The sequence below is a fragment of the Butyricicoccus pullicaecorum DSM 23266 genome, from assembly GCF_900167005.1.
GTDB lineage: Bacteria > Bacillota > Clostridia > Oscillospirales > Butyricicoccaceae > Butyricicoccus > Butyricicoccus pullicaecorum.
On the sequence record NZ_FUXW01000002.1, the window covers coordinates 74,095 to 100,815 of the forward strand.

The following is a 26,721-nucleotide window of genomic DNA, read 5'->3' on the forward strand; positions in this document are numbered from 1 at the left end:
TTATGTTCCGCAGTCTGCACATGAAGCTGGTGATCATACTGATTCTGTTGATCGTGTCGGTTATGGCGATCATGGGAACCTTTTTGGTCAACAGCGTCGGCAGCTATTACTTAAACGATTTTGAGACCCAGATCGAAAACGTAATGACCGAGAACAATTACGAGACCTACCGCTCACTTGAGCAGGCGGCACAGGAGAACGATGCGCCCGAGCGCATTATGGAGATCCTGTCGGCGTTTGTCGGTCGTCTGGGTATCGACTCTTACCGTACCTATGCGGTTTTGGATGGCAATGGCACCTTCCTGACCGGAGATAACGGCGCATTGGCCAGTGAACTGACGCGCACACCCAATATTCTGACCGCAGTCGGGGGTGAGGTGGGCGCTGCCAATACGACCATCGACAGCTATATGGATTACGCCATCCCGCTGGGTAAGGACGACGACGGAGAACCCAAGTACATCGTATATTTCTTTGACGATAAGCGCGAGACGCGAGACCTGTCGTGGAATTTCTTTGGTATCGTCGTCAAGGCAATGACGTTCGGTCTGCTGGTCGCGGTCTTGCTGAGCTTTTTGCTATCCAAGACTATTACCACACCAATCGAAAATATCCGTACTCGTGCGCAGATGGTTGCGGCAGGTGATTTCAGTCATCGACTGGATATCCAGTCCAACGACGAGATCGGTGAACTGACCGCAACCTTTAACCACATGGCTGACCGCCTGCATGACACCCTAGAAGAAATTCAGGGCGAGCGCGATAAGCTGGGCACGATCTTTCTGCATATGACCGACGGTGTTACCGCATTTAACGCTGAGGGCAAACTCATTCACATGAACCCGACCGCGGAGAACCTGCTGGGTGCAACCTTCCAGGAGGATGCGCATTTTAATGATGTCTTTGAGGGCATCGACGCCCCGACACCGATCGCAGCAGGGGAACAGGGCTTTGTGCAGATGGAGCTCGAGCGCATGGGACGTACATTGTCGGTACTGTTCGCGCCTTACGGTGAGAATGAGCGCGGCATCATTGCGGTGATTCACGATATCACCGAACAGCGTAAACTGGATGAGGCACGCCGAGAGTTCATCGCAAACGTCTCGCATGAACTGCGCACGCCGCTGACAAACGTTAAGAGTTACACCGAAACCCTGATCGACGCGGCAGGCGAACTGCCGACCGATACCGAGGTCAAGTTCCTGTCGGTCATCGCAGGCGAGACCGACCGCATGACGCGCATTGTTAAGGACTTGCTCACGCTGTCCAAGCTCGATTGCGGCAAGATGGACTTGCATTTCCATCGCTTCTCCATGCAGCACATGGTCGAGAGCGTTTACAATGCCATGGTGCTCGAGGCTGGCAACAACGGTCTGGAGCTCACACTCAACATACAGGGCAAAATGCCTGACATGAACGGCGACCGCGAGCGACTGGAACAGGTTGTCATCAATATCCTGTCCAACGCGGTCAAGTATACGCCGTCCGGCGGACATATTGTGCTGTCTGCCGCACGACGGGACGAGGGTCATGTGATGATTCGGGTCAAGGACGACGGTATGGGCATTCCCAAGGATGATATTCCGCGCCTGTTCGAGCGTTTTTATCGAGTCGATAAGGCTCGTTCGCGAGCCAAGGGCGGCAGCGGACTGGGACTTGCCATCGCCAAGGAGATGGTCGAGGCACACCGCGGCACGATCTATCTGGAATCGCAGCTGGATGAAGGCACGACCGTGACGGTTGTTCTGCCGACCAATCTGCCCGCCGATCAGGACGGTATGGTCTAAGTATCTATGAAACATCTCAATCCGAAACTGAAGAATCGGCTCAAAAACACAGCATTGTTTGTGCTGACGCTTTTGCTGGTCGTACTGACGGCGCTGAGCTGGCTGGGAGACCTCAACCTGGGCGACCTGCCGGCAGATTCCTGGCTGGGACGTCTGTACATTAGTCTCAGCTATGGCGAGGCAGGTGGTTTTACCTTGCGCTCGGGAGAATTTCCGGCGGCTCGTCCGGTGGAAATTGCCGTACAGACCGAAACCGGCATGAAGGGTGCCCAGTATAACGAAAATGCGGTCAGTGGATTTCTGTCGGTACTCGAGCAGCCGATCGGCGCAGCACTGAGCGCGGCGACCGATTTTGAGCTGGCAGAGGAAAACGAGCTGATCGAAGCACTGGGCAAGCCGGGCGTGTTTGTGCGGTATCATTGCGCGCTGCCGCTCTCGCTCATCGCGAGCTGGATGGGCGGAAGCTATCATGCTTCCAGTGACCCGAATGCACAGTCTCTGTTTTTTGGCGCGGATGGCGTTCTGTGGGTGCGCACCGATCTGGGCAATCTGTACCGGTGTGACCTGCACGCAGCACCCGACCCGGAACTTGCAGCAGAAGTGAGCGGACAGGCCTGCACCTTTGCGGCACAGACCATGCCCGAACAGACGGCGGTTAGGCCGGAGACTCTGCTGCTTTCGGACACGCTGACCCTGCCGACTGTGACCAGTACGCCGGTTGACATTGACATCGAGCACGCGGGAAATAGTCTGACGGTTATGCTGGAAGCGTTTGGCTATGACACCTATGTGCGTAACTATCCCGACCAGACGACCGGTATGCGTGTCTTTGTCAACAACCAGAGCACGCTGCGCGTAGGACAGGAAGGCGAGATCGTGTTCCGTGCCAATACCGCGGAAGGCGGACTGGAAGCCTACCTCAAAAATGAGATCGGCGAGAATGGCCCGCTGACCTATCAGGTGGACTACGCACGCCGACTGCTCGAGAGCATCCTGCAATCGTTTTCGACCGATGCCTCGTTTGCGTTTGACGGCTGTACCGAGAGTGAGGACGGCAAGAGCGCACGTTTGATGTTCCGCTATTTCATCGGCAGTGTGCCGGTGGAAGGGGAAGAGGGCATTTTGGCGGTGGTTGAATATCAGGATAACGTCCTGGTTTCGGCTGAAGTGCATTTGCGCACGTTTATCCAGTCGGGCATCAGCCATACCATTCTGCCGACCAGACAGGCGGCAGCAGCGGCGACCGGCGGGCCGTATCGATTGGCTGCGGGATACTTTGTATCGGGAACCGATCTGGTACCGCGCCGCTATTATCTCACAGATTGAGTGAAAGGGAAAACGACTTATGCAGTGGAGTCGCACCAAAACCATCCTGATTGTGATTTTACTCTTGGTGGATGGATTCCTGTTTTTTAATATTGCAGAAAAATATGTCTCGCGCTCTTATCGTGAGGCAGAAAATGCACATAATATCGTAGAGATTCTGACCGCGCGGGGCATCGGGATTGACCCGGGATTTGACCTGCCGGACACACAAGCGCTGCCCGTTTTGCAGGCTGATCGCAGCCGCGTCGAAGAAGACAAGTTTGCCTATGGCCTTTTGGGCGAGGATGCGATCAGTAGCGAGCAGGCGAGCGGGAGTACGGTGCGTTACACCTCCGACCGCGGCACGCTGGAGTGGCGGGACGGCGGAGCAGTTTCGGGTACGATCATGCCTGAAGCGTACACCCAGCCTGCGGATGAGGGGCAGGCGAAGGAGCAGGCAGAGCGTCTTCTGACGCAGGCAGGACTCACGACCGGCAGCCTGACGCTTGCAGCAAATGGGCAGACGGTTACAGCTTCGTTTCCGACGGCAGGCGTGCCGGTATTTAACCGTGTAATCACCTTGACGTTTGAAAAAGAACAGATTGTACTGTCAGGAGTCTGGACTTTTGGCATGCCGTATATTACAAAAAGCGGCAACTATGTGACCTTCGCAGCGGCAGATGCCCTGTTTATTTTGATTTCTGGTACGGAAATTGAGCAAATTACCGGGATGGAGCAAGGTTTTCTGCTCAGTGAGAGCGGTGGAGGACGTGTGCAGCTGACGCCGGGATGGCGGATCAACACGAACACAGGTTCTTTTTTCGTCGATTCGCTCAAAAAATCTGTATCTGTTCTGTAAAAATATGCAGGTAAAGCGGGGAAAATCTTTTGCAATCGGCCGCTAGTTATGGTAAAATGAATAATGCATGAATTTGCACATAGGAACGGTTTTACACCGCTTTCATATACTGGGGGAAAAGGGGCAGATTCCTTTTCCGATCAAGACTGGAATAGACGTTAAGGAGACGGTTGACTTGACGAAATATGTAATTAACGGCGGCAAGCCCTTGAACGGCGAAGTGACCATCAGCGGCGCAAAGAACGCAGCGGTCGCGATCGTGCCTGCGGCTCTGCTGGTTGACGGCCCGTGCCGTATTGAAAATGTACCCAAGATTATCGACGTAACCCTGCAGCTTGAGATTCTGCGCGAACTGGGCGTATCCATTCGCCTGCTCAATGCCTCCACGGTAGAGGTCAGCGGTGACTGCATGCCTGACGCAAAGATTCCGTACGATCTCATGCGCAAGATTCGCGCATCTTACTACCTCATCGGTGTCCTGCTCGGCAAGTACCACAAGGCTGAGGTTGCTATGCCGGGTGGCTGCAACTTTGGCGGCATTCGCCCCATTGACCAGCATATTAAGGGTTTTGAGGCCATGGGCGCAACGGTATCCATCCGCGAGGGCGGCTATATCCATGCTGAGGCGCCGAACGGCCTGCATGGTGCGCATATTTATTTTGACGTGGTTTCGGTTGGCGCAACCATCAATATCATGCTCGCAGCCGTTCTGGCAGAGGGTATGACTGTCATCGAGAACGCAGCCAAGGAGCCGCACATTGTAGACCTTGCAAACTTCCTCAACGCCATGGGCGCGGATGTCAAGGGCGCAGGTACCGACGTCATTAAGATTCGCGGCGTCAAGAAGCTGCACGGCGGCACTCATTCGATCATTCCCGATCAGATTGAAGCTGGCACGTTTATGGCAGCTGTCGCTGCAACCGGCGGTCAGGTGCTGATTAAGAATGTCATTCCGAAGCATCTGGAGTGCATCACCGCAAAGCTCAACGAGATGGGCGTAGAGATCACCGAATTTGACGATTCTGTGCTGGTACGCCGTACGGGCAAGCTGCACAAGGCTAATATCAAGACTCTGCCGTATCCGGGCTTCCCGACCGATATGCAGCCGCAGATGACGACTGCACTGTGTCTGGCAGAGGGTACGAGCATTGTCACCGAGGGCGTTTGGGACAATCGCTACCGCTACACCGAGGAACTGGTACGCATGGGTGCAAACATCCATGTTGACGGCAAGATCGCGGTTGTAGAGGGTGTGACCGAGCTCAAGGCAGCACCGGTACGCGCATTTGACCTGCGTGCAGGCGCCGCAATGGTCATTGCAGGTCTGGCAGCCAAGGGCGTGACCGAGGTTGAGCAGGTTACCCTGATCGAGCGCGGTTACGAGAATCTGGTTGAGAAGCTGGTCGGTCTGGGTGCAGATATGTACCGTTCGGAGATTCCGGACACCGTCAGCAACTCCATGGCAACTGCCAACTAAAGAGAATGTTGCCTTGTGCCGACATTTTGGCACGAAGCTATGGAATCGGTTTAGGCGTGTGCCGCACAGAGAAAAATCTTTGCCTGCGGCAGCGCCTGTCGAATTTCTATCATAGCGCGACAGCGCATGGGACAGGGGAGTGGGATTTTTTTTCACTCCTTTTCATTTTATGCGTGATTGAGTGCTAACCATTACGCTTTCAGGAGGCACACATGGACAATTTTTATTATAGCTTGGCCAGCGGTTCTTCGGGAAACTGCGGATTGCTTGCGCTCGACGGCACTTACATATTGATTGACCTCGGTGTGTCCGTGCGTCGCCTGACCGCATTGCTGGGAGGACTGGGCCTGACGATTGATGATCTGGATGCTGTATTGCTGACCCATGAGCACATCGACCATATCAAAGGTATGGCAACGTTCGTCAAGCGTCACAGCGTTCCCCTTTACACCGCAATTGGAACGGCTGAGGCACTTTCGCGTAAATTTCCGCAGGCAAATGACCATTTAAGACCCTTTTATAGCGGTGCAAACTTTACAGTCGGAAATGTAAAGGTTTACGCCTTTCCGACCCCGCATGACGCGGCAGAGAGCACGGGATACCGCTTTGAGGCGGACGGCATGCGCGTCGGCTACGCGACCGACCTGGGTTTTGTCCCCACACCGGTACGCGAAGCGCTGTTGGGATGCAGTACGGTCGTACTGGAATCCAATCATGACCCTGAAATGCTGCGCACCGGTCCCTATCCGTATGCCCTCCAGCAGCGCGTCGCAGGGCCGCGTGGTCATCTGTCTAACCCGGATTGTGCCAAGCTGGCGGTTGAACTGGTACAGAACGGAACGAGCCAGTTGATTTTGGCGCACCTGAGCGATAAAAATAACACGCCGGGTCATGCGCGTCTGGAAACCGAGGCTGCGCTGCGTGCTGCCGGTCTGTCCTGTACGATATTGGTTGCACCTAAGGATGAAATGGAGCAGCCGCTGCTTTTGACGCGAGAGGAGGCGTGCGTATGCTGTCCGTCCGCGTGATTTGTGTCGGGAAATTGGGGGAAAAGTTTTGGAAGCAGGCGTGTGACGAGTATATCAAGCGCCTGTCAGGCTATTGTAAACCCGAGGTCATCGAACTGCCCGAACAGAAACTGCCCGATACACCGAGTGCCGGGCAGATTCAGAATGCACTGGAGAAAGAAGCCAAGCTCATCCGCGAAAAGATCCCCCAGGGTGCGGCAGTTATCGCTATGTGCGTCGAGGGAAAAACTATGTCCAGCGAGCAGCTGGCGCAGACCATCGGCAATCTGACCGTGTCGGGTACCAGCAAGCTGGCGGTGCTGATCGGTGGCTCGTGCGGTCTGGATGAGGGGCTCAAGCGTGAGGCTAAAATTCGCCTGTCCATGTCGCCCATGACGTTCCCACATCATCTGGCACGTGTTATGGTGCTCGAGCAGATTTACCGTGCCCTGAACATTCAGGAGGGTGGAAAATACCATAAATAATCCCGATTTGAATGATTGGGACGGCAGCTGCGGATTCATTCACGTAAAGCATGAATGCGCAGAGAGATTCTGATGCAATAAAAAGAGGAGAAGATCGAAATGATCTTCTCCTCTTTGCATATCCGTGATAATTCGAACTTTCCGACGTGTACCTTCCCCACCCAACGTTAGACGGTATAAACCAGCAGAGTCTCGTAAACTTCGTAAACCTTTTTGAGCGTAGCCATTTCGGTACCAGCCAAACGCGCACAAGCACGGCCGGTTGCAACCGTAAACTTTGCCATATCTACAAAGCTGAGCTTCTTGTCGAGCGAGTTTGCAATTGCGCCGACCATCGCGTCGCCGGTACCGACAGCACCCTCATCGTAGATCTTGGGGTTACAGTTGACATACAGAACCTCAGGCTCGTTCTTGGAGGCAAACAGAGCGCCTTCTGCACCCATGGAAACACAGACAGCCTGTGCGCCCATGTCGAGCAGCTTGCGAGCGCTGTGTACCACCTGGTCGGGGTCTGCAGTGGGCTCATCACCGACCAGTTCAGCCAGCTCAAAGATATTGGGCTTGACAAAATCGGGTTCAAACTTGAGTGCTTCACGCATCAGATCACCGGCTTCGTCTACAATCAGACGGCATCCGGCTTTCTTGATGGTCTTGATCAGTTCAATAAAGTTTACAAGCGGGAATCCGGGCGGAACCGAGCCGGAGATTACAAAAATATTGTTGTTGTCCAGGTAGTGCTCAACGCGCTCGAGGAAGCGCAGGAAATCGCCATCGGAGATCTTGAAACCAGGTTCGTTGATCTCGGTGTGATTGCCGTCGAGATCGATGATCTGTACGTTCACACGGGTATTGCCGGGAACATCGACGAAATCGTGGTGGATATCGACCGAAGTCAGCGCGTCCTTCATGGCGCGGCCGTTGGAACCGGCGCTGAAGCCGAGGGCGACGCTTTCGCCGCCGAGTGCCTTGACAGCACGGGAGACGTTGATGCCCTTACCGCCGGGTTCGACCGAGGTGCTGGCTGCACGGTTGAGCTTATTGGGCTGCAATGGATGTTCGATGCGCAGGGTACGGTCCATTGCGGGATTGAGCGTGATAGTAATGATCATGAGGGTTTCCTCCTGCGGACACAATCTTAGATAAGAATATTATACCGAATGCAAAAGCGAATGTAAACAGGATTTTGTGAGCGCGTCCGAAGGGAGGGGGATTAGTCTTCCTGCTCTTCTGCCAGAATTTCGGCTAAGATTTTTTTATCCTGTTTGTCCTGCGGAGCCCACTGCGCGAAGAGATCGGGACGATCGCGGCGCGTGCGCTTGAGCGACATTTTGTGTCGCCAGCGGGCAATGTTAGCGTGATGGCCGGAGAGCAGGACGGGAGGAACCTCAAGACCGCGCCACTGGGCGGGGTGGGTGTACTGCGGATACTCCAAAAGACCGTTCCAGTGGCTCTCCTCCTGAAACGCAGTCTCATCGGGCAGGACACCGGGAACCATGCGGCAGACCGCGTCTGCGACCGCCATTGCAGGGATTTCGCCGCCGGTCAGGACAAAGTCACCGATGGAAATTTCTTCGTCTACACAGGTGTCAATGAAGCGCTGGTCAATGCCCTCGTAGTGACCGCAGACGATAATGAAGCGTTCGCGTGCGAGCAGCTCACGTGCTTTGGCCTGATTGAACGGTGCACCCTGTGCGCTCATCATAACCGTGTGCACATGCTCACCACCGGTCAGTGCCTCGTGGCAGAGGTAAAGCGGCTCGGGCAGCATGACCATGCCGCGGCCGCCGCCATACGGTGCATCATCTGCCTTGTGGTGCTTGTCCAGCGCATAGTCGCGAATGTTGGTCGCACGAATTTCGATCAGACCCTTGGCCTGCGCACGGCCAATGATGCTCTCCTGCATAACCCCTTCGATGAGCGAGGGAAATAAGGTCATGATGTCAATTCTCATTCGATCAGGCCCTCGATGGTGCGGACGGTCAGACGGCCAGCTTCCAGATCGACCGAGACCAGGAAGGGGTCGCAGGCCGGGATGAGGGCATCGGATGCACCCTCGCGGCGGATGACATACATGTCGTGCGCGGGATTGGTGGTCAGCACTTCCTTGAGCGTACCGATCACGCTTTCGGTGCGCTCGTCGTAGACGGTCAGACCGATCATGTCCTGAATGAAGACCAGATCTTCGGGCAGATCGATGTCCTCGCGGTTGAGGTAGAGGATACGGTTTCTGAGCGCCTCAGCCGCCTCGCAGGTGTCAACACCGTCAAGGTGCATGATGACGCAGCCCTTGTGGACATAGGCTTTCTTGACCTGAACGGGCTCGGACGGGGACAGATAGAGCGTGTCAAAGTCGGTCAGTACTTCGGGGGAGTCGCACCAAGACTGTACCTTGATGTCACCGGTCACGCCGTGGGTGTTCACGATCTTACCGGCCTCGAGAAATTGTTTCTGCATACAAAAAACCTCCGGGGATACAAAAGACCTGTCAAAAAGACAGGTCTGATTTGCCGGAGAGAATTCCCCGGCGATGGTTCTCAGTCACAGATATCGACCGTGACCTTTTTGTTCTCGCGATTACCAGCCGCTTTCATGAGCGTGCGGATTTCCTTGGCGATTCGGCCATGACGGCCGATGACGCGACCCATATCTTCCGGCGCAACGCGCAGGGAGTAGGTGACCTCATCGCCCTGGACAGACTCCTCGATGGAGATTGCTTCGGGGTCAGATACCAGATTCGCCACGATGTAGGTTAAAAGTTCTTTCATATCTATGATAACCTCACTCATCCTTAGAGCACGCCTGCCTTCTTCAGAAGACCGCGGACGGTATCGGTCGGCTGAGCACCGTTCTTGATCCAAGCCTGTGCACGCTCAGCATCGATCTTGACAGCGTCCTCAGAGGTCATCGGATTGTAGGTACCGAGCTCCTCGATGAAGCGGCCATCACGCGGGTAGCGGGAATCAGCGACAACGACACGGTAGAACGGGTTCTTCTTAGCGCCCATTCTGCGAAGTCTAATCTTTACCATGGATTTTCACCTCCTTGAAATAGTTCGGTTCTATTTGTAAAGTTCATTTACAACAAAGGGGAATTTAGAAGGGGAACTTGAAACCGCCGAAACCGGGGAAGCCGCCCTTTCTCTTTTTTGCACGCTTCTGCATGCTTGCGAGCTGCTTGGTCATCTTCTGCATGGCATCGAACTGCTTGAGCAGCTTGTTGACCTCCTCAATCTTGAGGCCGCAGCCGTTTGCGATACGCTTTTTACGGCTGTAGTTGATGATCGAGGGATTTTCGCGCTCCTTGGGGGTCATGGACAGGATGATGGCTTCGGTGTGACCCATTGCCTTGTTATCAACCTGTGCACCGGCGAGTGCCTTGGCGTCGACACCGGGAATCATGCCCAACATGTCTTCCAGCGGACCCATGTTCTTGATCTGCTGAAGCTGATCGTAGAAATCGGTCAGCGTGAATTTGCCGGCGGACATTTTCTTTGCGGTCTGAATGGCCTGCTTCTCGTCGAAGTTCTGCTGTGCTTTCTCAATGAGAGTCAGCACATCACCCATACCCAGGATACGGGAAGCCATACGGTCGGGGTGGAAGGGCTCGATGTTGTCGAGCTTCTCACCGGTACCGATGTACATGATCGGCTTGCCGGTAACGGCCTTAACCGACAGGGCAGCACCGCCGCGGGCGTCGCCGTCCATCTTACTCATCAGCACACCGCTGATGTCCAGTGCTTCATCGAATACCTTTGCGACATTGACCGCATCCTGACCGGTCATCGCGTCGACAACCAGAAGGATTTCGTGCGGCTTGACTTCGGCCTTGATGTTCTTGAGTTCGTCCATCAGGGCTTCGTCGATATGCAGTCGGCCCGCGGTGTCTAGAAACACCATGTCGTAGCCGTTCTTGCGTGCGTGAGCAATACCCTGCTTTGCAATCTCAACCGGATCGCCCTGACCCATCTCAAAGACCGGGATGTCGAGCTGACGGCCGACGACCTTGAGCTGATCGATTGCCGCCGGACGGTAAACGTCGCAGGCAACGAGCAGGGGACGGCGCTGCTGCTGCTTTTTGAACAGACCAGCGAGCTTTGCCGCGTTGGTGGTCTTACCGGAACCCTGAAGACCGGCCATCATAACGATCGTCGGGGGATTGGGCGCGATGGTAATGCGGGCACCCTTGCCGCCGAGCAGCTTGATGAGCTCATCGTTTACGATCTTGATGACCTGCTGTGCAGGGGACAGGCTTTCCAGAATCTCAGCATCGGTTGCCTGTTCGGTAACCGCCTTGATGAAATCCTTGGTGACCTTGAAGTTTACGTCGGCTTCCAGAAGAGCCAGACGAATTTCGCGCATTGCGTCCTTGACATCGGCCTCGGTCAGACGGGTCTGTCCACGCAGCTTTTTAAAGGCAGATGAAATTTTTTCAGTTAAGCCCTCAAAGGCCATGGGAAAACCCTCCTTCCGTCAGCGTCAGCCGGTAATGGCGCGGATATGTTCCTGCATGTGCGTTAAGATCTTACCGATCTCCGCATTTTGCATATAGTTGGCATTGATGTGCGAGAGCATCTTGATTTCCTGACCGAGCGCCTCGACGTGCTGATCGATCTTGCCATAGCGGGAAACCAGATGCAGTTTGTCTTCGAGCGCGGTGAGCGTGTGCTCGGCGCGGACGACAGCATCGCGAACGCCCTGCCGGGTGATACCGGCGTGCTCGGCGATCTCAGAGAGCGACAGATCCTCATTGTAGTAGAGGTCGAACAGCTCGCGCTGTTTGTCGGTCAGCATCTCGCCGTAGAAGTCGAACAGGAGGCAAAGTTCCAGGTGATCGTGTTTCATGGGAACCTCCTTTTCTGTAAAGGATAAGTGCTTTACAACTGCGACGATAAATATATTACACGACGGGCTGGAATCTGTCAAGAGGGCGGGAGAAAGTTTTTTGAATTTTTTGTGAAAATCGCGAGGCTTCTGGACTTTGGGGGCGGCAGGCGATATACTGAAATGGTAGGGGAAGCGCAGCGCGCCAACAAGGATGCGCAGCGTTCGACCCGCATTGTGATCATACATCCCATTTTCCGCGCTTTTCCGCCGGCAAATTTTGCTATTTTATAATAAGGTAAGAAGTACAGAAAACGGTATCAAATCCTGTCGCCTGTCGGGCGGCACGAGATCGAAAGAAAGGATGTTATATGGATAAAAAACACGAGAACCAGAGACTCAGCCGACATGAACTGGCGGAAGGGGTCAGACTGACCTGTGTGAGCACCGATGCGTTCAAGACTGCAGCGTTTTCGGCAGCGTTTGTCCTGCCGCTGGGTGCGGAGAATGCACCGTTCGCACTGCTTCCGTATCTGCTGTACCGCGGCACCGAGTATTGTCCCAATCTGACCGTGCTGGGTGAAACGCTGGACGGCCTGTACGGCGCACGGGTGGAACCGTTCGTGCGCAAGGTAGGCGAGAGCCTGTCCATCGGTTTTGTCGCAGCTGGTGTGGACGCAGGCTCGGTTCCTGCGGAGGAAGACCCGACTGGACAGATCGCGCACCTGCTGTGCGACCTCATGTGCAGACCGTGTCTGGAAAATGGACGCTTCCGCGCAGCCGAGACCGAGAGCGAGCGTCAGAACCTGATCGATCGCATCCGAGCGCTGAAAAACAACCCGCGCACCTACGCTGTGCGCCGTACACAGGAGATTATGTGCAAGGACGAACCTTTTGGCGCATGCGAGTACGGTTCGGTCGAAGGTGTACAGGCACTCACGCCCGACCTCATCTGGGCAGCCTATCAGGAAGTCTTGCAGCATGCACGCGTTGAGTTGTTTTACTGCGGATCGGCTGACCCGGCAGCAGTCGCAGCTGCATTTGCTGACGGTTTGACCCTCCCGGCATCGTCCGGCCGTTACCAGACCGAAGTAGACGTGTGCCGCATCAACTGCAAGCCGCGCACGATCGTAGAGGATTACCCGGCAAACCAGGGCAAGCTGACACTGGGACTGCGCACCGGTCTGACCGGCATGGACGAGGCCTATCCGGCACTGATGCTGTACGCGGCTGTGCTGGGCGGCTATACCGGCTCACGCTTGTTTGTCAACGTCCGCGAAAAGCTGTCTCTGTGCTATTACGCGAGCGCAACACTGGATAAGGTCAAGGGTCTGATGATGATTGCATCGGGCATCGAGAACGATAAATACGATCAGGCACTGGGCGAAATTCTGCGCCAGATGGAAGACCTGCACGCAGGCGGTCTGACCCGGGATGAACTCGAGCAGGCACGCCGCACCCTGATTAGCCAGATTCGCTCGCTGGGCGACAGTCCGCTTTCGCTGGAAAATTACTGGCACCGTCAGGCTGTGGCAGGCTTTATCATGACACCCGAGGAATTGATCGAGCGGCTGGAGCGCGTTGAGCGCGGACAGGTCATGGCGGTCGGCCGTCAGGTCGCACTTGATCTTATCTGCTTTATGAAAGGGGTGGGCGTATAATGCAGCAGTATCATAAGGAGCGCCTGCACATGGACATGCAGCAGACTGTGCTTGACAACGGCCTGAAGATTTATTACATTCCCAAGCCGGGATTTTCCAAGACCTTCGCCATGTTGGCAACCAATTTTGGCTCGGTGGACGCATCGTTTACACTGGACGGTGTGCGCTATGACACCCCGGCAGGCGTGGCACATTTTTTGGAACATAAGATGTTTGAGGACGAGGACGGCAACGCCCTGCAAAAGTTCGGCAAGACCGGCGCGTCTCCCAATGCATTCACCAGCCATAGCATGACGGCCTATCATTTTTCGTGCACCGATGGATTTGCGGAAAATCTGGAAATCCTGCTCAAGTTTGTGTTCACACCGTACTTCACCGAACAGAACGTGGAGAAGGAGAAGGGAATCATCGGTCAGGAAATCGGTATGATCGAGGATACCCCGGACTGGGCAGCTTTTGTCGGCATGTACGCCGGGCTGTACCACGAGCACCCGGTGCGCGTGTCCATCGCGGGCAGCGTGGACAGCATCGCAGGCATCACACCCGATGTACTGTTTACCTGTCACCGTGCGTTTTACAGCCCCGCCAATATGAGCCTGACCGTGTGCGGCACGGCAGACTTTGACGAGATTGTGCGTATGGCCGAGCAGCTGAGCCCGCGCGAGGCCGCACGCGTCGCGGCACGCCATTACGGCACCCGTCAGGAGACCGTCGCGTCGCCCGTGGTAGAGCGCCGTATGGCAGTCTCACAGCCGACCTTCCTGCTCGGCTTCAAGGACGCGCCGCTTGCAGCGGGCGAGAGCCGCCAGCGCCGTCAGCTGATTGGCGACCTGGCCGCCCGTATTCTGTGCGGTACGACCTCGCCGCTGTTCGGTGAGCTGTATGAGGAACGTCTGGTCAATCGCCGCTTTGAAAACAGCTATACCATCCTGCCCGAGGCAGCTGCGGCAGCCTTTGGTGGTGAGAGCCGCGACCCGGAGGCTGTGCGCGATCGCCTGATCGCCGCTGTCCGCGCGTATGCCGCATCGGGCGTGCCCGAGGAACTGTTCTCTCGCATGAAGAAGGCATGCTATGGTCTGAACGTGCGTGCCCTCGACCAGCTCGACGAGCTGTGCCGCATGCAGGCCGAACTCGGCTTTGCAGACGAGTGCTGTCTGGACTTTGCCGACGTGTACGATACCATCACAGCGGAAGACGTGCGCGAGATGTTTGCACGCTGGGCACAGCCCGACCGCACCAGCCTGTCGGTCATTCGGCCGATTCAGACCGAGGAGACTGTGTAAATGGAAAACGTGATTGCATTTCCAAACCTGGGATTGGAGGTCACGGTCAACCGCGTGGCGTTCAACATTCTGGGCAAGGATATTTATTGGTACGGTATCATTATTGCCATTGGCTTTGTGCTGGCGATTGCCTATTGCAGCCGCCGCATCGATCAGTTTGGCTTTAATAATGATATGCTGTTTGACGCACTGATCGTCGCACTTCCGTCGGCGATCGTGTGCGCAAGACTTTATTATGTGATCTGGGAATGGAGTTATTATAGTAAGCACCCGAGCGAGATCATCGCGGTATGGGAGGGCGGACTGGCCATTTACGGCGGCGTGATCGGCGCATTGCTGGCGGTTGCCGCTTATGGACGCATCAAGCGTCTGAGCATTCCGGGCATGTTCGACGTCGCCGCATTGGGGCTGCTCATCGGTCAGTGTATTGGCCGATGGGGCAATTTCATCAACGGCGAAGCGCATGGTACCGAGACGGCGAGCCTGTTTGGCATGACGGTCAACGGGGAAGGGCCGTTCCATCCGACTTTTCTCTATGAGTCGGTGTGGAACCTGATCGGCTTTTTCATCCTGCACCTGATTTCCAAGAAGTGCTATCGCTTCCGCGGACAGATTTTCCTGTGCTATCTCATCTGGTACGGCGCAGGCCGTGCTGTGATCGAGGGCATGCGCACCGACAGCCTGTATGTAGGTCAGACCGATATCCGCATCTCGCAGGTGGTTGCAATTGTTTCGTGCATCGTGGGCATCGTCCTTCTGGTGATGTGCCTGCGGCAGAACGTGAAGACCCTGACCCAGTTAGCAAAACCGCATGCGGACACGCGTGCGGTGAGAACCCAAGAGCAAAAGGAGACACAGAACACATGAGTGCAATTTTGATGGACGGTAAGGCGCTGTCTGCCAAGGTAAGAGGAAAGATTCTGGAGGAAACCCACCGTTTGGAGCAGACCGGCGTACGTCCGGGACTGGCGGTTATTCTGGTCGGTGAAGACCCGGCCAGCCAGGTCTATGTACGCAATAAGGAAAAGGCGTGCGTAGAGTGCGGTTTTTACAGCGAGAAGTACGTGCTGCCCGCTGAGACCACACAGGACGAGCTGCTCGGACTGGTAGACGAGCTCAATCACAATGAGCGCATCCACGGCATCCTGTGCCAGCTGCCGCTGCCCAAGCAGATCAGTGAGGAAGCTGTCATCGCAGCGATCGACCCCAAGAAGGACGTAGACGCATTCCATCCGTCCAATGTCGGACGTATCATGATCGGCGATTACGATTTCCTGCCCTGCACCCCGGCAGGTGTTATGGAGCTGCTCGACGAGTACGGCATTGACCCCAAGGGCAAGCGCTGCGTCGTGATCGGACGATCGAATATTGTCGGCAAGCCCATGAGCATGCTGCTGCTGCACCGTCACGGCACGGTCACCATCTGCCACAGCCGCACCGAGAATCTGGCCGAGATCTGCCGCGAGGCGGACATTCTGGTCGCAGCGGTCGGCCGTGCAAACTTCGTCACCCCGGATATGGTAAAGCCGGGCGCGGCCGTGATCGATGTTGGTATGAACCGTGTGGACGGTAAGCTGTGCGGCGACGTTGACCCGGCAGTCGCAGAGGTTGCAGGCTATATGACTCCGGTACCCGGCGGCGTAGGTCCCATGACCATCACTATGCTGATGAAGAACACCCTGAAGGCAGCGCAGAAGTAAGCCCGGCCAGACGGAAAATCACAGCACAGCACAGCCCAAAAGATTTCTGTCAAATTTTGAAGGGAAAAATGCAAAATCCCCTTGACAGAATGAGGGTTGTCTGATAATATAACAGAAGCCGCATCAAATCGGGCAAATGAAGTGTGTCCAAATGTGACACCGCCCGCAAGAGCGTGACTCTAAGAACGAAAGAGAGGTGCTACCGCAATGTATGCAATTTTAGTAACTGGTGGCAAGCAGTACAAGGTATCTGAGGGCGATGTAATCTACGTTGAGAAGCTCGGCGTAGAGGACGGCGCTTCCGTAACTTTTGACAAGGTGCTTGCAGTAGGCGAGGGTGCTGACCTGAAGGTTGGTGCACCGTACGTCGAGGGCGCTACCGTAACCGGTACCGCTGACAAGACCGGCAAGCAGAAGAAGATCAACATCTTCAAGATGAAGCCGAAGAAGGGTTACAGAAAGCGTCAGGGTCACAGACAGCCCTACACCAAGGTAACCATCGGCGCGATCAACGCCTAAGGCATGACCCGCGTCACATTTTACCGCTCCCGCAAAGATAACCTGCTGACTACTGTCGATCTGATTGGTCATGCCGGTTATGCGGAAGAAGGCGAAGACATTGTCTGCGCCGCGGTATCCAGTTCGGTACAGCTCATCCACGCATTGCTCTATGACGTGCAGCGGATCGCTGTTGATACTCTGATCGAGGACGAAGGCGCACACATCCGCCTGACGCTTCCTGAAGATCAGCTCGCAGAAGGCCAGGATGCCATGCGTGCATTCCTGCTCCATCTGTCCGAACTGGCACAAGACTATCAAGAGTTTATACAAGTTACGGAGGTGTACAACGATGCTGCAGATTAGCTTACAGTTTTTTGCTCATAAGAAGGGCGTAGGTTCGACTAAGAACGGCCGTGACTCCGAGGCTAAGCGCCTGGGTGTCAAGCGTGCAGACGGTCAGGTAGTTCCGGCTGGCAACATTCTGGTTCGTCAGCGCGGCACCAAGATCCATCCGGGCGTAGGTGTTGGCAGAGGTTCTGACGATACCCTGTTCGCCAAGGTTACCGGCGTAGTTCGTTTCGAGCGCGTTGGTAAGGACCGCAAGCGTGTTTCGGTTTACGAAGTACAGTAATCGAATAGCAACTGACATCATCCCGGACATTTCTCCGGGATTTTGTTTTTCTATACGAAAGTCTATGAGCCTCTTTTGTCTTTTCCATGGAGGAAATATATGTTTATTGACGTAGCAAAAATTAAAATCGCATCCGGTAAGGGCGGCGACGGCAAGGTCAGCTTCCACCGTGAGAAGTATGTAGCTTCGGGCGGTCCGGACGGCGGTGACGGCGGACGCGGCGGCTCGGTGGTATTCCAGGTGGATGATAACCTGTCCACGCTGCTGGACTTCCGGTATAAGAAAAAGTATGTCGCACCCAACGGTGAGAACGGTATGGGCAAGCGCATGAAGGGTAAGGACGGTGCCGATCTGGTTATCCGCGTACCGCGCGGCACCATCATCCGCGACCGTGCGACCGGTCGTATTATGAAGGATCTGTCGGACGACGAGCCGTTTGTTGCTGCCAAGGGCGGTAACGGCGGCTGGGGCAATACTCATTTTGCAACCCCGACCCGTCAGGCACCGCGCTTTGCAAAGCCCGGTCTGCCCGGCGTTGAAATGGAAATTACGCTGGAACTGAAACTGCTGGCAGACGTTGGTCTGGTCGGCTTCCCGAATGTCGGCAAGTCCACGCTGCTTTCCATGGTCTCGGCTGCCCGTCCCAAGATCGCAAACTATCACTTTACCACCCTGATTCCCAATCTGGGCGTTGTCCGCGTGGCAGAGGAGCAGTCCTTTGTTATGGCAGATATCCCGGGTATCATCGAGGGCGCATCCGAGGGCGCTGGTTTGGGACATGACTTCCTGCGTCATATTGACCGCTGCCGCCTGCTGCTGCATCTGGTTGACGCATCGGGCAGCGAAGGCCGCGATCCGCTCGAGGACGTGCAGACCATCAACGCAGAGCTTGCCGGATACAGTGAATTTCTGGCATCCCGTCCGCAGATCATCGTTGCAAATAAGACCGACCTGCTGGGCGATGACCGCGAGATTCTGGACAAGCTCAAGGCATACGCAGACGAGCACGACTTCGGCTTTCTGGAGCTGTCGGCTGCAACCAATCAGGGCGTGCGCGAGCTGATCCATAAGACCTGGGAAATGCTTCAGGATCTGCCGCCAGTATTCACTTACGAACCCGAATTCGTTCCTGTTGAAGAAGTCGTTACCGAGCGTGATATCACCATCGAGAAGGTCGAGGATTATTACGTCGTTGGTGGTGCTTGGATTGATAAGATCATGGGCAGCGTCAATACCGACGATTATGAATCTCGTCTGTATATGGATCGTATGCTCAAGAATGCAGGCGTTTATGATCGTCTGGAACAGATGGGCGTCGAAGAGGGCAGCATTGTCGTCATCGGTGAAATGGAATTCGAGTATATTCACTAAATCGGAGACCCGCCCGCAGGCGAAATCGGGATCCAGGGAACGCGTTCCCTGGCGCCTCCAGGCGCGTAGCCTGGTCGGACTCCGCAGAGTCCGAAATTCCCTTTTTAAAACCCGGTGTCCGCCCCGGGTTTCAACCAAAAATAATTTCAAAGCGCGTCCGCAGACGCGCAATACCCAAAAGACCGCTCTATGCCAGAGCGGTCTTTTTTGATTCCGACCACACAATCTTTATGTGCTTGCCTTCCCGAAAGAATCCGGGTACAATGATAGCAAAAGAAGATGCCGGACTTTTTCTCAGAGGGGAGGAAACCAGAGTGCATGGTTCACGAAAAATTTTTGTTGGAAGTATGCTCGCTGCCACTGTACTGGTAGCCGGATTGACAGAACTTTATATTTCCAGCCCTCCGATTGCAGACACAGAACAACCTGTGATACAATCAAACGCGTATTCTGCCGAATGGTATCTGTCCGAAATTGCACAAAAGTATCCGGAATTCACGGTTTTAGATTATGCCACTCCGCCAGATGAACAACAGGGTATCGTACAATTTGCGGCAATTGCACAGGGAGAAGACGATAGCCAAACCGATGTGTTTGTGGCAGATGCACACGCAATACAGCATATGAGATTGGATCTGATGTATCTTTCGGAAGAAGGGTTCACGGTTTTACCACAGGATCGTATTTGTTTTGCCGTTCAGGATACAACTACAAAACAAATTTTTGATTATGAAGTCATATATCAAAGTGATGGAAAGAATATTTCCTATCGCGTCAACAGTCAGCCGCGAGAGAAAACAGAGAATGCATCATAAATCAGAAAAGACCGCTCTATGTCAGAGCGGTCTTTTTTCTTGTTACAGATCTAAATGTGCAATGACTTCGCGCAGACGATCGGCCGATGCATGCAGTGCGGCGTACTCGCTCTCGTCGAGCGGAATCTCGAGCACCTTGTGCACACCATCCTTACCGACGATGGACGGAATGCTCAGGCACAGACCATCCAGTCCATACTCGCCATCGAGCACGACCGAAATCGGAAGTACTGCGTGCTCGTCGCGCACGATGCCTTCGGCAATACGGCCGACTGCCATCGCGATACCGTAGTAGGTCGCACCCTTGCGCGCAATGATCTCATACGCACTGTCACGTACACCCTCATACAGACGCTGCATCGAACCCTCGTGATCAAAATGACCGCGCAGCTCGCAGAAGTGATGCAGCGGGATGCCGGAAACATTGGCACCGCTCCAGACGGCAAGCTCGCTGTCACCGTGCTCACCGATAATGACGGCATGCACATTGCGGCTGTCTACGTCCAGATGCTCGCCAAGCAGGTTTTTCAGACGCGCAGTGTCGAGCACCGTACCCGAACCGATGACGCGATGGGCGGGGAATCCGGAAATCTTGTACGCAGCATAGGTCAGAACATCGACCGGGTTGGATACGATCATCAGAATACCCTCGTAGTTGCGCTTGGCAATCTCGGGTACGATGTGCTTGAGGATGGCGACGTTCTTGTCGATCAGATCGATGCGGGTCTCGCCCGGCTTCTGGTTTGCGCCGGCGGTGACGATGACAAGGGCGCAGTCGGCGATATCATCATAGTTGCCGACATGAATGTCCATGGTTGCCGTGTAGGGCAGACCGTGGCTCAAATCCATCGCCTCGCCTTCGGCCTTGTCCTGATTGGCGTCAATGAGCACCATTTCAGAGAACAGACCACGCTGAATCAGGCTGAACGCAATCGAAGAGCCAACAAAACCACAGCCAATGACGGCTACTTTTCTGGGATTAAGCATAATATAAAACTCCTTTCGGTAGGAAAACAACGGGTAAGCAGTTCTTTTGAACTGTCTTTATTCTACCAAAGCAGGAGAGAAAAGTCTGTTGTAAAAACAACGGAAAACCAACTTGTAGCATGTTCCGGTAATATATTTTAAAGAATCTAAGACTAATTTGCATAAAATATAACCAAACATCCGTGAAGCTTTTGAGGAGCAAGTTCACACGATCTACACATAAGCTACGTGGTTCGGTCACATTTTGGTCACAAAACTCTGTTACCCTAAAAGTAACAATTTGGTTACAAAGTTACAATACAAGCAAAATCTCCGAGAAAAGAGGCGCAATATATGAAGAAAAAACAAGTAATTACTGGACTGACCGCTGCCGCACTGATTGCCGGAACTGCGGTTCCGGGCGCGTTTGCAGCGCAGGTTACATCGAGCGGAGCCATGACTTTGACGGTCGGAAGCCCGTATTTGATGAACAATGGCACGTCTTCGCTCATTGATGCACAGGGCACAACGCCGGTCGTGGAGAGCCCTGGTTATACGCTGCTGCCGCTGCGCGGTGTCGTGGAGGCGATGGGAGGTACATTGACCTGGAACGCAACCACCCAGCAGATTGCAATTACCCTGAACAATGAGACTTGGACATTGACCATCGGTTCGACGCTTGCAGTCAACCAATATGGACAGACCAAGACACTTTCTGTCGCACCTAGACTGACCGAAGATGGCCGGACACTGGTGCATATCCGTGCGCTGGAATTATTTTCCGGTGTAACCTGTACCTGGAATAATACGACCCAGCAGGTTTATATCGCATATACGGTCACCAATGAAGTGCCCGATCCGGAGGAAGGCCCGGAAGGCGAGACGCTGCTGATTCTGACCAATGAGACCGGTGAGGATATCGACTCGGTCAAGTGGAGCGCAGCGGATTCCACCAGCTATTCGAGCAATGTCATGCAGGCTGAACTGCTGGGTGATGACGAGACCGAATACCTGTGGCTGGATCTGGACGGTGACGCATCGATCAATTTGAAGGTCACCTACGCTGACGGTGGCAGCGAAACCTATGAGGATGTAGACCTCACCGACGTAGGCGATGCATTTTCTATGGCCATTCAGGACGACGGCGACTATGACGAACCCGAGGACGAGGATGTCCCGGATATGGAAGACGGCCTGAAGGTCTACCTGTATAACGAGTCCGGCATGGACGATATCGCAGAAGCTTACCTGTATCCGTCGGGCGAGGATTACGACGACTACGATGATCTGGTCGATGAGGAACACGACGAAAGCACACTGGCTGCGGGTGATTACCTGAGCTTTACGCTGGACGCATCGGACGATGATCACTTGTGGGAACTGTATCTGGTCTATGACGACGAGGACGAGACCGAGGCATGGGTTGAGGATATCAGCCTGACCGGTGCGTCGGACGAGGTCACGATCGTGGTGACCGATGAGGACGAGGCGTATCGTGTGCTCGATGACAATACCATCGAGCTGGACGAAGATGCGTCTTATGATGAGATCACCGCACGCATCTATAATGATTTGGGTTCGGACTATACGATCACCACCATCGAGGCAAGCCCGGCGGATGAAGAAGATTGGTATACTGTGTCGTCGGATGAGCTGGAATACGAAGATTACATCGAAGAGGACTTCGACCTGTACAGCGATGGTACCGAATGGGACTTCTACGTCGAGGTATATAATGAGGATGCCGACGATTATGAAGACTACTATCTGTATGGTGTAGACTTCGATGAAGCATCCGATGATTATCCGTACCTGTATATTGAGTGGTACGACAGCGACGAAGACGACCTGGATTACAGCATTTTGTAATCAGACCGAACGGTTTTCTTTGTTTGCCACATAAGGTGACTGCCGGAAGTGGCTGCCGCCTGTCCAAAACGCACGGTTTGGCTGAGCCAGTGCATAGAGATCGTCTGCCAGCGCATCCCGACGCAAGTCGGCTGTGTCTGGCAGGCGTTTTTCGTTTACCGGCTTGATGACGACCGGAACCTGCGCGGTTTTGCCCATTTGCCGCAGCACCTCTCGTCCTCTGGGGCCGATGGCAAGCACGCGCAGATAGCGCGGTTCAACCGAAGTGTCAAACGGGAGATCAAGATAAGCGCGAAGCAGCGCACGGCGAATGCGGGCGAGCGGGTAGCGGCGAGTTTGAGCAGCAGCGCAGATGTCTGGAATGCTCGTGTGATCGCGAATGGACTCAAATAACCGGTTTTGCAGACCGTCTTTGCCACCTGTAAAACGCAGCAAATCGTCTGGAGACAGACGGCGCAGATAGGACAGCATGGCAGCGTCGCACACACCGACATGCGCGGGTGCTGCACCGCAGTCGAGCGCTTGCGTCAGCCGTGTAAACGCCTTGGACGGCATACCCTCCCGGCAAGCATCCACCTTGCCGTCCAGAATCAGACGGCGCAGGGCGGAGGCCGACGGACGGACGTGCAGCTGCTCGCTGTCGTGCGCAGCACCGTCACGCTGGACGGTGATCGGCTGAATGTCACAGCCCAGTGCATCGATGGCCGCACAGTATTCGATCCCCAGCGTGTTGTTGGGCGAGGAGAGCAGTGCACCGGCATCGGGATCGATGGCTTCGACCGCAGACTGCAAGGCTGCGGCGTAGGACTGCCCAGAGGCCAGATGATTGCGAATGGCAGAGCGGTCGCAGGCAGCGGCGCGTCGAATACGGGTGATGTCACCGCATTCCGAGCCGAAGGACAGATGGGTGACGCAGCCCATAGCAACCAGAGACGCGACCGCACCGCGTGCAAAGCCCTCGGCTGAGGACAGCGCAGCCGGCAGAGGCAGCTCGATCACCAGATCGACCCCGGCGCATACCGCCATCGCCGCCCGGCGGTATTTGTCCACGATGGCGAAGTCGCCGCGCTGCACGAAATTGCCCGACATAACTGCGACAATTGCCGTCTCATCTCCGATTTGACCCCGTGTTTTGGCGCAGTGATAGGCATGACCGTTGTGGAAAGGGTTGTATTCGGCCACGATGCCGCAAATTTTCATAAGAGTCCTCCAAAAAAATCCGCGATAGATGTTGTACATTTGCGCGGGGTGGTGTACAATAATATTATATGAAGTATTGTACACGTATTTGTTGTTTCTTGCAAATTTCTTTTGTATCTTTGCATCACGAAACAGTATGCGGTATGTGACACATTGCAACCAAAAACACAGCAAGGAGTTATGAAGGATGAAAGTACTGGTTATTAACGCAGGCAGTTCTTCCCTGAAGTATCAGCTGTTCGACATGGATGCCCAGACCGTTCTGGCAAAGGGTCTCTGTGAGCGAATCGGCATCGACGGCAAGCTGACCCATCAGGGCGGCTCGGACGAGAAGTATAAGGCAGACGTGCCGATGAGCACCCATGCCGACGCAATCAAGGCAGTTATTGATATCCTGCTCGACGAGAAGTGGGGCGTTATCAAGGACATGTCCGAGATCAACGCAGTTGGTCACCGTGTCGTACACGGCGGCGAGTACTTCGCAGATTCGGTTCTGATCACCGACGAAGTTATCAAGGCAATCGAGGCGTGCATCCCGCTGGCACCGCTGCACAACACCCCCAACCTCATCGGTATCCATGCATGTGAGGAAGTTATGGGTAAGGATGTGCCGCAGGTCGCAGTATTCGACACCGCATTCCATCAGACCATGCCGCCCAAGAACTACATGTACGCAATTCCGTACGAGTACTATGAGAAGTACAAGATCCGTCGTTACGGCTTCCACGGTACCTCCCATAAGTACGTATCCCAGCAGGCAGCTGAGATGCTGGGCCGTCCGATCGAGGATCTGAAGATCATCACCTGCCACCTGGGCAACGGTTCTTCGATCTCTGCAATCGACGGTGGTAAGTCGGTCGACACCTCCATGGGCTTTACTCCTCTGGACGGTCTGCCGATGGGTACCCGTTCGGGTAACATTGACCCGGCAATCATCGATTTCCTGGCAGAGCATGAGGGCATCGACGCACACGAAGTCATCAACATCCTGAACAAGAAGTCCGGTATGCTGGGTATCTCCGGTGTATCCTCTGACTTCCGTGATCTGGATTCTGCAATCGCAGAGGGCAACGTCCGCGCAGCACTGGCAAAGGACATGTTCAACCTGTCGGTTAAGAAGATCATCGGTTCGTTCATCGCAGCAATGGGCGGCGTTGACGCAATCGTATTCACCGCAGGCGTTGGTGAGAATGACCGTTCGGTTCGCTGGGACGTTTGCGAGCACATGGAATACCTGGGCATCAAGATCGATCCCGAGAAGAACAAGTTCCGTGGCCGTCAGATGGATATCTCCATCGACTACGCACGCGTTCGCGTTCTGGTTATCCCGACCAACGAGGAGCTGGTTATCGCGCAGGATACTCAGCGTCTGGTAAGCGAGGCAGCTGCAAAGTAAACACTGTGTTTTCGGTCCCCGGTTTTTACCGGGGACTTTTTTTATCTGAATACTACCTCACAGCCCACGCAGCCATGCCCGCGCCTGACCGATGAGGTCGGCGGTCTTGAACCGGAACGTCGTCTGTTCGCAGAGTTTGTCCTGCGGCGCCTGCGCGGCATCGGTACATAGAGGCGGGAAGACCACACACCACCAGTTGTGACCGCTGGCCGCACCCAACCGAATTTTGAGTCCGGTGTACTGACCGGCAGGCAGCGAAAACGTGTCGTATTTGCGGGTGGGGTAGTATTCGGTCGCCATCTGTGCGGAGAGCTGATAGGGCATACCCTGGTCGGTAAGTACCTGCTGGGCAGCGTCGGTGATCTGCTGTAAATGCTCGCTGAGAATGCGCCGCACTTCGTCTTGATCGTCAGCCTCTGCAAGCAGCGGTTCAGTGACTTCCAGTACCCGGTCACGTACCAGCAGCTTGACTTGCTGGTCTTGTACACTGTCCGAGTTCGCAATGACATGCAGACGGAGCAAACCGTCCGCAAGTGTCTGCTGACGGAGCGATACCCAAGCCGCATAGGCAAAGAGAAAGGCCATACAGAGAGCCAAAGCAAGTTCAATCGATCTGCATTTTACGCGCATCATAAATTCCGTCCTCTCATCATCGTGTCTGAGGGGAGTATGGACGAAAAAAGCCCGGGTTAAACCCGGGCTGTAAAATTTTGTATGGAATTTTAGAGGATCTCGGTCAGATGGGTGTCGGGGAAGATGGCTTTGAGACGATTGAACGCCATTTGCGCCTTGTTGGGATCGTGGAACAAGCCGAAGGTGGTCGGACCGCTGCCGCTCATCGCCGCACCGTCTGCACCACAGGAGAGCAGAATGTCCTTGATCTGTCCGATCTCGGCGTGCCGCACAGCGGTGACCGCTTCCATGACATTGTATAGACGATGGCAAACGCCGTTGTAGTCGCCTTGCGCGAGTGCCTGACACATACCAGCCGTGTCCGGACGAACATCGGGCATGTGGTCATCGATCTGGGCATAGACTGCCGCGGTCGAGACGGCAAAGGCGGGTTTGCACAGAACAACCAGACAGTGCGGCGCAGCCGGCAGGGGAGAGAGCACTTCGCCAATGCCCTCGGCCAGCATCGTGCCGCCGCGCAGACAGTAGGGAACGTCCGCGCCCAGCGTCAGACCAATTTCACACAGCGTATCCAGTCCAAGATTGGTCTCGAATAACGTGTCGAGCGCACGCAGAACAGCAGCCGCATCGGTGCTGCCGCCTGCAAGACCTGCGGCAACCGGGATGCGCTTACAGATGTCGATGCGCAGACCAGGACAGACGAGACCTGTGTGCGCGAAAAATGCATTTGCCGCACGCACGGCCAGATTGCGGCCATCGGTCGGGACATAGGGACGGTCACAGGTCAGCGTGATCTGACCGTCGTCGGTCTTCTCGACCGTCACATTATCATGCAGACCGACCGACTGCATCACCATGCGCACGGTGTGATATCCGTTATCCAGTTTGCCGGTCACGTCCAGCGTCAGATTGATTTTTGCGTGAGCATCCAGTTTGATGGAATTCATGTTGTGCC

At 54.9% G+C, this 26,721-nt stretch carries 28 protein-coding genes; 17 read left to right on the forward strand and 11 right to left on the reverse strand.

The window, feature by feature from the left end; genetic code table 11:
• Positions 1 to 2 precede the first annotated feature (2 nt).
• From B5D52_RS04405 to rlmH, 6 genes are all read left to right on the forward strand, one after another.
• Positions 3 to 1,787, forward strand: a complete 1,785-nt coding sequence (locus B5D52_RS04405; protein ID WP_016146381.1) for an ATP-binding protein — start codon at positions 3 to 5, stop codon at positions 1,785 to 1,787.
• A 6-nt stretch (positions 1,788 to 1,793) separates the two neighbouring features.
• Positions 1,794 to 3,113, forward strand: coding sequence for a hypothetical protein (locus tag B5D52_RS04410; RefSeq protein ID WP_016146382.1), 1,320 nt, complete (start codon positions 1,794 to 1,796; stop codon positions 3,111 to 3,113).
• Between the two features lie 67 nt (positions 3,114 to 3,180).
• On the forward strand, positions 3,181 to 3,951 hold the full coding sequence (locus tag B5D52_RS04415; protein WP_207651145.1) for a hypothetical protein: 771 nt from the start codon (positions 3,181 to 3,183) through the stop codon (positions 3,949 to 3,951).
• Between the two features lie 175 nt (positions 3,952 to 4,126).
• The gene (locus B5D52_RS04420; RefSeq protein ID WP_016146384.1) at positions 4,127 to 5,428 is read left to right on the forward strand and encodes a UDP-N-acetylglucosamine 1-carboxyvinyltransferase; all 1,302 of its coding nucleotides are present in this window, start codon (positions 4,127 to 4,129) and stop codon (positions 5,426 to 5,428) included.
• A 212-nt stretch (positions 5,429 to 5,640) separates the two neighbouring features.
• Complete coding sequence (locus tag B5D52_RS04425; RefSeq protein ID WP_016146385.1) at positions 5,641 to 6,456, forward strand: MBL fold metallo-hydrolase; 816 nt, start codon at positions 5,641 to 5,643, stop codon at positions 6,454 to 6,456.
• Entirely contained in the window at positions 6,438 to 6,920 is a 483-nt protein-coding gene (gene rlmH, locus B5D52_RS04430) for a 23S rRNA (pseudouridine(1915)-N(3))-methyltransferase RlmH (RefSeq protein WP_016146386.1), read from the forward strand. The genes B5D52_RS04425 and rlmH overlap by 19 nt, the downstream gene beginning before the upstream one ends.
• Positions 6,921 to 7,087: 167 nt before the next feature.
• Here rlmH and B5D52_RS04435 read toward each other — a convergent pair whose 3' ends face one another.
• The 7 genes from B5D52_RS04435 to ylxM form a co-directional block, all read right to left on the reverse strand.
• A complete protein-coding gene (locus tag B5D52_RS04435; protein WP_016146387.1) occupies positions 7,088 to 8,029 on the reverse strand; it encodes a 1-phosphofructokinase family hexose kinase in 942 nt (313 codons plus the stop codon).
• A 101-nt stretch (positions 8,030 to 8,130) separates the two neighbouring features.
• On the reverse strand, positions 8,131 to 8,871 hold the full coding sequence (gene trmD / locus B5D52_RS04440) for a tRNA (guanosine(37)-N1)-methyltransferase TrmD (RefSeq protein ID WP_016146388.1): 741 nt from the start codon (positions 8,869 to 8,871) through the stop codon (positions 8,131 to 8,133).
• On the reverse strand, positions 8,868 to 9,374 hold the full coding sequence (rimM, locus tag B5D52_RS04445) for a ribosome maturation factor RimM (protein ID WP_016146389.1): 507 nt from the start codon (positions 9,372 to 9,374) through the stop codon (positions 8,868 to 8,870). The genes trmD and rimM overlap by 4 nt, the downstream gene beginning before the upstream one ends.
• A gap of 80 nt (positions 9,375 to 9,454) precedes the next feature.
• Positions 9,455 to 9,685 carry a KH domain-containing protein gene (locus B5D52_RS04450; protein WP_016146390.1) on the reverse strand — a complete coding sequence of 77 codons (231 nt, stop codon included), beginning with the start codon at positions 9,683 to 9,685 and terminating at the stop codon, positions 9,455 to 9,457.
• A gap of 23 nt (positions 9,686 to 9,708) precedes the next feature.
• Complete coding sequence (rpsP, locus tag B5D52_RS04455; RefSeq protein WP_016146391.1) at positions 9,709 to 9,948, reverse strand: 30S ribosomal protein S16; 240 nt, start codon at positions 9,946 to 9,948, stop codon at positions 9,709 to 9,711.
• A 64-nt stretch (positions 9,949 to 10,012) separates the two neighbouring features.
• Positions 10,013 to 11,371 (reverse strand): signal recognition particle protein, encoded by a 1,359-nt coding sequence (gene ffh, locus B5D52_RS04460; RefSeq protein ID WP_016146392.1) that lies wholly within the window; start codon positions 11,369 to 11,371, stop codon positions 10,013 to 10,015.
• Positions 11,372 to 11,395: 24 nt separating this feature from the next.
• Positions 11,396 to 11,761: a YlxM family DNA-binding protein gene (gene ylxM / locus B5D52_RS04465; RefSeq protein ID WP_016146393.1), complete on the reverse strand. Its 366-nt coding sequence runs from the start codon at positions 11,759 to 11,761 to the stop codon at positions 11,396 to 11,398.
• Between the two features lie 350 nt (positions 11,762 to 12,111).
• On the opposite strand from ylxM, the gene yfmF reads away from it, so the two are divergent.
• The 9 genes from yfmF to B5D52_RS04510 all read left to right on the forward strand — a co-directional run bounded on the left by yfmF (position 12,112) and on the right by B5D52_RS04510 (position 19,702).
• Positions 12,112 to 13,401 carry an EF-P 5-aminopentanol modification-associated protein YfmF gene (yfmF, locus tag B5D52_RS04470; RefSeq protein ID WP_016146394.1) on the forward strand — a complete coding sequence of 430 codons (1,290 nt, stop codon included), beginning with the start codon at positions 12,112 to 12,114 and terminating at the stop codon, positions 13,399 to 13,401.
• Positions 13,401 to 14,684 carry an EF-P 5-aminopentanol modification-associated protein YfmH gene (yfmH, locus tag B5D52_RS04475; protein ID WP_016146395.1) on the forward strand — a complete coding sequence of 428 codons (1,284 nt, stop codon included), beginning with the start codon at positions 13,401 to 13,403 and terminating at the stop codon, positions 14,682 to 14,684. The genes yfmF and yfmH overlap by 1 nt, the downstream gene beginning before the upstream one ends.
• A complete protein-coding gene (gene lgt, locus B5D52_RS04480; RefSeq protein ID WP_016146396.1) occupies positions 14,685 to 15,551 on the forward strand; it encodes a prolipoprotein diacylglyceryl transferase in 867 nt (288 codons plus the stop codon). It begins immediately after the preceding gene.
• Positions 15,548 to 16,384, forward strand: coding sequence for a bifunctional methylenetetrahydrofolate dehydrogenase/methenyltetrahydrofolate cyclohydrolase FolD (gene folD, locus B5D52_RS04485; protein ID WP_016146397.1), 837 nt, complete (start codon positions 15,548 to 15,550; stop codon positions 16,382 to 16,384). The genes lgt and folD overlap by 4 nt, the downstream gene beginning before the upstream one ends.
• A gap of 207 nt (positions 16,385 to 16,591) precedes the next feature.
• Entirely contained in the window at positions 16,592 to 16,903 is a 312-nt protein-coding gene (rplU, locus tag B5D52_RS04490) for a 50S ribosomal protein L21 (RefSeq protein ID WP_016146398.1), read from the forward strand.
• A 3-nt stretch (positions 16,904 to 16,906) separates the two neighbouring features.
• Positions 16,907 to 17,248, forward strand: coding sequence for a ribosomal-processing cysteine protease Prp (locus B5D52_RS04495; protein WP_016146399.1), 342 nt, complete (start codon positions 16,907 to 16,909; stop codon positions 17,246 to 17,248).
• Positions 17,235 to 17,516, forward strand: a complete 282-nt coding sequence (rpmA, locus tag B5D52_RS04500) for a 50S ribosomal protein L27 (RefSeq protein ID WP_016146400.1) — start codon at positions 17,235 to 17,237, stop codon at positions 17,514 to 17,516. Before B5D52_RS04495 ends, rpmA begins: the two co-directional genes overlap by 14 nt.
• A 99-nt stretch (positions 17,517 to 17,615) precedes the next feature.
• A complete protein-coding gene (gene obgE / locus B5D52_RS04505; RefSeq protein ID WP_016146401.1) occupies positions 17,616 to 18,887 on the forward strand; it encodes a GTPase ObgE in 1,272 nt (423 codons plus the stop codon).
• A 263-nt stretch (positions 18,888 to 19,150) separates the two neighbouring features.
• Positions 19,151 to 19,702, forward strand: coding sequence for a type 2 periplasmic-binding domain-containing protein (locus B5D52_RS04510; protein ID WP_040332452.1), 552 nt, complete (start codon positions 19,151 to 19,153; stop codon positions 19,700 to 19,702).
• Positions 19,703 to 19,744: 42 nt separating this feature from the next.
• Here the strand turns inward: B5D52_RS04510 and B5D52_RS04515 are convergent, their stop codons facing one another.
• A complete protein-coding gene (locus B5D52_RS04515) occupies positions 19,745 to 20,689 on the reverse strand; it encodes an L-lactate dehydrogenase (protein WP_016146403.1) in 945 nt (314 codons plus the stop codon).
• Positions 20,690 to 21,022: 333 nt separating this feature from the next.
• Between B5D52_RS04515 and B5D52_RS04520 the strand changes: the two genes are divergently transcribed.
• The gene (locus B5D52_RS04520) at positions 21,023 to 22,537 is read left to right on the forward strand and encodes a stalk domain-containing protein (protein WP_016146404.1); all 1,515 of its coding nucleotides are present in this window, start codon (positions 21,023 to 21,025) and stop codon (positions 22,535 to 22,537) included.
• Here the strand turns inward: B5D52_RS04520 and B5D52_RS04525 are convergent, their stop codons facing one another.
• Positions 22,538 to 23,737, reverse strand: coding sequence for a tRNA(Met) cytidine acetate ligase (locus B5D52_RS04525; RefSeq protein ID WP_016146405.1), 1,200 nt, complete (start codon positions 23,735 to 23,737; stop codon positions 22,538 to 22,540).
• Positions 23,738 to 23,924: 187 nt separating this feature from the next.
• Between B5D52_RS04525 and B5D52_RS04530 the strand changes: the two genes are divergently transcribed.
• Positions 23,925 to 25,133 carry an acetate/propionate family kinase gene (locus B5D52_RS04530; protein WP_016146406.1) on the forward strand — a complete coding sequence of 403 codons (1,209 nt, stop codon included), beginning with the start codon at positions 23,925 to 23,927 and terminating at the stop codon, positions 25,131 to 25,133.
• Positions 25,134 to 25,190: 57 nt separating this feature from the next.
• Here B5D52_RS04530 and B5D52_RS04535 read toward each other — a convergent pair whose 3' ends face one another.
• Positions 25,191 to 25,718 (reverse strand): stage II sporulation protein R, encoded by a 528-nt coding sequence (locus B5D52_RS04535; RefSeq protein ID WP_178139595.1) that lies wholly within the window; start codon positions 25,716 to 25,718, stop codon positions 25,191 to 25,193.
• Positions 25,719 to 25,855: 137 nt separating this feature from the next.
• Positions 25,856 to 26,713: a 4-(cytidine 5'-diphospho)-2-C-methyl-D-erythritol kinase gene (ispE, locus tag B5D52_RS04540; RefSeq protein ID WP_016146408.1), complete on the reverse strand. Its 858-nt coding sequence runs from the start codon at positions 26,711 to 26,713 to the stop codon at positions 25,856 to 25,858.
• Positions 26,714 to 26,721 lie beyond the last annotated feature (8 nt).

Bases quoted from the DNA above. Each gene is read 5' to 3' on its own strand.
- B5D52_RS04405 (WP_016146381.1), top strand. From the start codon at position 3: ATGTTCCGCAGTCTGCACATGAAGCTGGTGATCATACTGATTCTGTTG.
- B5D52_RS04410 (WP_016146382.1), top strand. From the start codon at position 1,794: ATGAAACATCTCAATCCGAAACTGAAGAATCGGCTCAAAAACACAGCA.
- B5D52_RS04425 (WP_016146385.1), top strand. From the start codon at position 5,641: ATGGACAATTTTTATTATAGCTTGGCCAGCGGTTCTTCGGGAAACTGC.
- rlmH (WP_016146386.1), top strand. From the start codon at position 6,438: ATGCTGTCCGTCCGCGTGATTTGTGTCGGGAAATTGGGGGAAAAGTTT.
- B5D52_RS04435 (WP_016146387.1), bottom strand. From the start codon at position 8,029: ATGATCATTACTATCACGCTCAATCCCGCAATGGACCGTACCCTGCGC.
- trmD (WP_016146388.1), bottom strand. From the start codon at position 8,871: ATGAGAATTGACATCATGACCTTATTTCCCTCGCTCATCGAAGGGGTT.
- rimM (WP_016146389.1), bottom strand. From the start codon at position 9,374: ATGCAGAAACAATTTCTCGAGGCCGGTAAGATCGTGAACACCCACGGC.
- B5D52_RS04450 (WP_016146390.1), bottom strand. From the start codon at position 9,685: ATGAAAGAACTTTTAACCTACATCGTGGCGAATCTGGTATCTGACCCC.
- rpsP (WP_016146391.1), bottom strand. From the start codon at position 9,948: ATGGTAAAGATTAGACTTCGCAGAATGGGCGCTAAGAAGAACCCGTTC.
- ffh (WP_016146392.1), bottom strand. From the start codon at position 11,371: ATGGCCTTTGAGGGCTTAACTGAAAAAATTTCATCTGCCTTTAAAAAG.
- ylxM (WP_016146393.1), bottom strand. From the start codon at position 11,761: ATGAAACACGATCACCTGGAACTTTGCCTCCTGTTCGACTTCTACGGC.
- yfmF (WP_016146394.1), top strand. From the start codon at position 12,112: ATGGATAAAAAACACGAGAACCAGAGACTCAGCCGACATGAACTGGCG.
- yfmH (WP_016146395.1), top strand. From the start codon at position 13,401: ATGCAGCAGTATCATAAGGAGCGCCTGCACATGGACATGCAGCAGACT.
- lgt (WP_016146396.1), top strand. From the start codon at position 14,685: ATGGAAAACGTGATTGCATTTCCAAACCTGGGATTGGAGGTCACGGTC.
- folD (WP_016146397.1), top strand. From the start codon at position 15,548: ATGAGTGCAATTTTGATGGACGGTAAGGCGCTGTCTGCCAAGGTAAGA.
- rplU (WP_016146398.1), top strand. From the start codon at position 16,592: ATGTATGCAATTTTAGTAACTGGTGGCAAGCAGTACAAGGTATCTGAG.
- B5D52_RS04495 (WP_016146399.1), top strand. From the start codon at position 16,907: ATGACCCGCGTCACATTTTACCGCTCCCGCAAAGATAACCTGCTGACT.
- rpmA (WP_016146400.1), top strand. From the start codon at position 17,235: ATGCTGCAGATTAGCTTACAGTTTTTTGCTCATAAGAAGGGCGTAGGT.
- obgE (WP_016146401.1), top strand. From the start codon at position 17,616: ATGTTTATTGACGTAGCAAAAATTAAAATCGCATCCGGTAAGGGCGGC.
- B5D52_RS04510 (WP_040332452.1), top strand. From the start codon at position 19,151: ATGATAGCAAAAGAAGATGCCGGACTTTTTCTCAGAGGGGAGGAAACC.
- B5D52_RS04515 (WP_016146403.1), bottom strand. From the start codon at position 20,689: ATGCTTAATCCCAGAAAAGTAGCCGTCATTGGCTGTGGTTTTGTTGGC.
- B5D52_RS04520 (WP_016146404.1), top strand. From the start codon at position 21,023: ATGAAGAAAAAACAAGTAATTACTGGACTGACCGCTGCCGCACTGATT.
- B5D52_RS04525 (WP_016146405.1), bottom strand. From the start codon at position 23,737: ATGAAAATTTGCGGCATCGTGGCCGAATACAACCCTTTCCACAACGGT.
- B5D52_RS04530 (WP_016146406.1), top strand. From the start codon at position 23,925: ATGAAAGTACTGGTTATTAACGCAGGCAGTTCTTCCCTGAAGTATCAG.
- B5D52_RS04535 (WP_178139595.1), bottom strand. From the start codon at position 25,718: ATGGCCTTTCTCTTTGCCTATGCGGCTTGGGTATCGCTCCGTCAGCAG.
- ispE (WP_016146408.1), bottom strand. From the start codon at position 26,713: ATGAATTCCATCAAACTGGATGCTCACGCAAAAATCAATCTGACGCTG.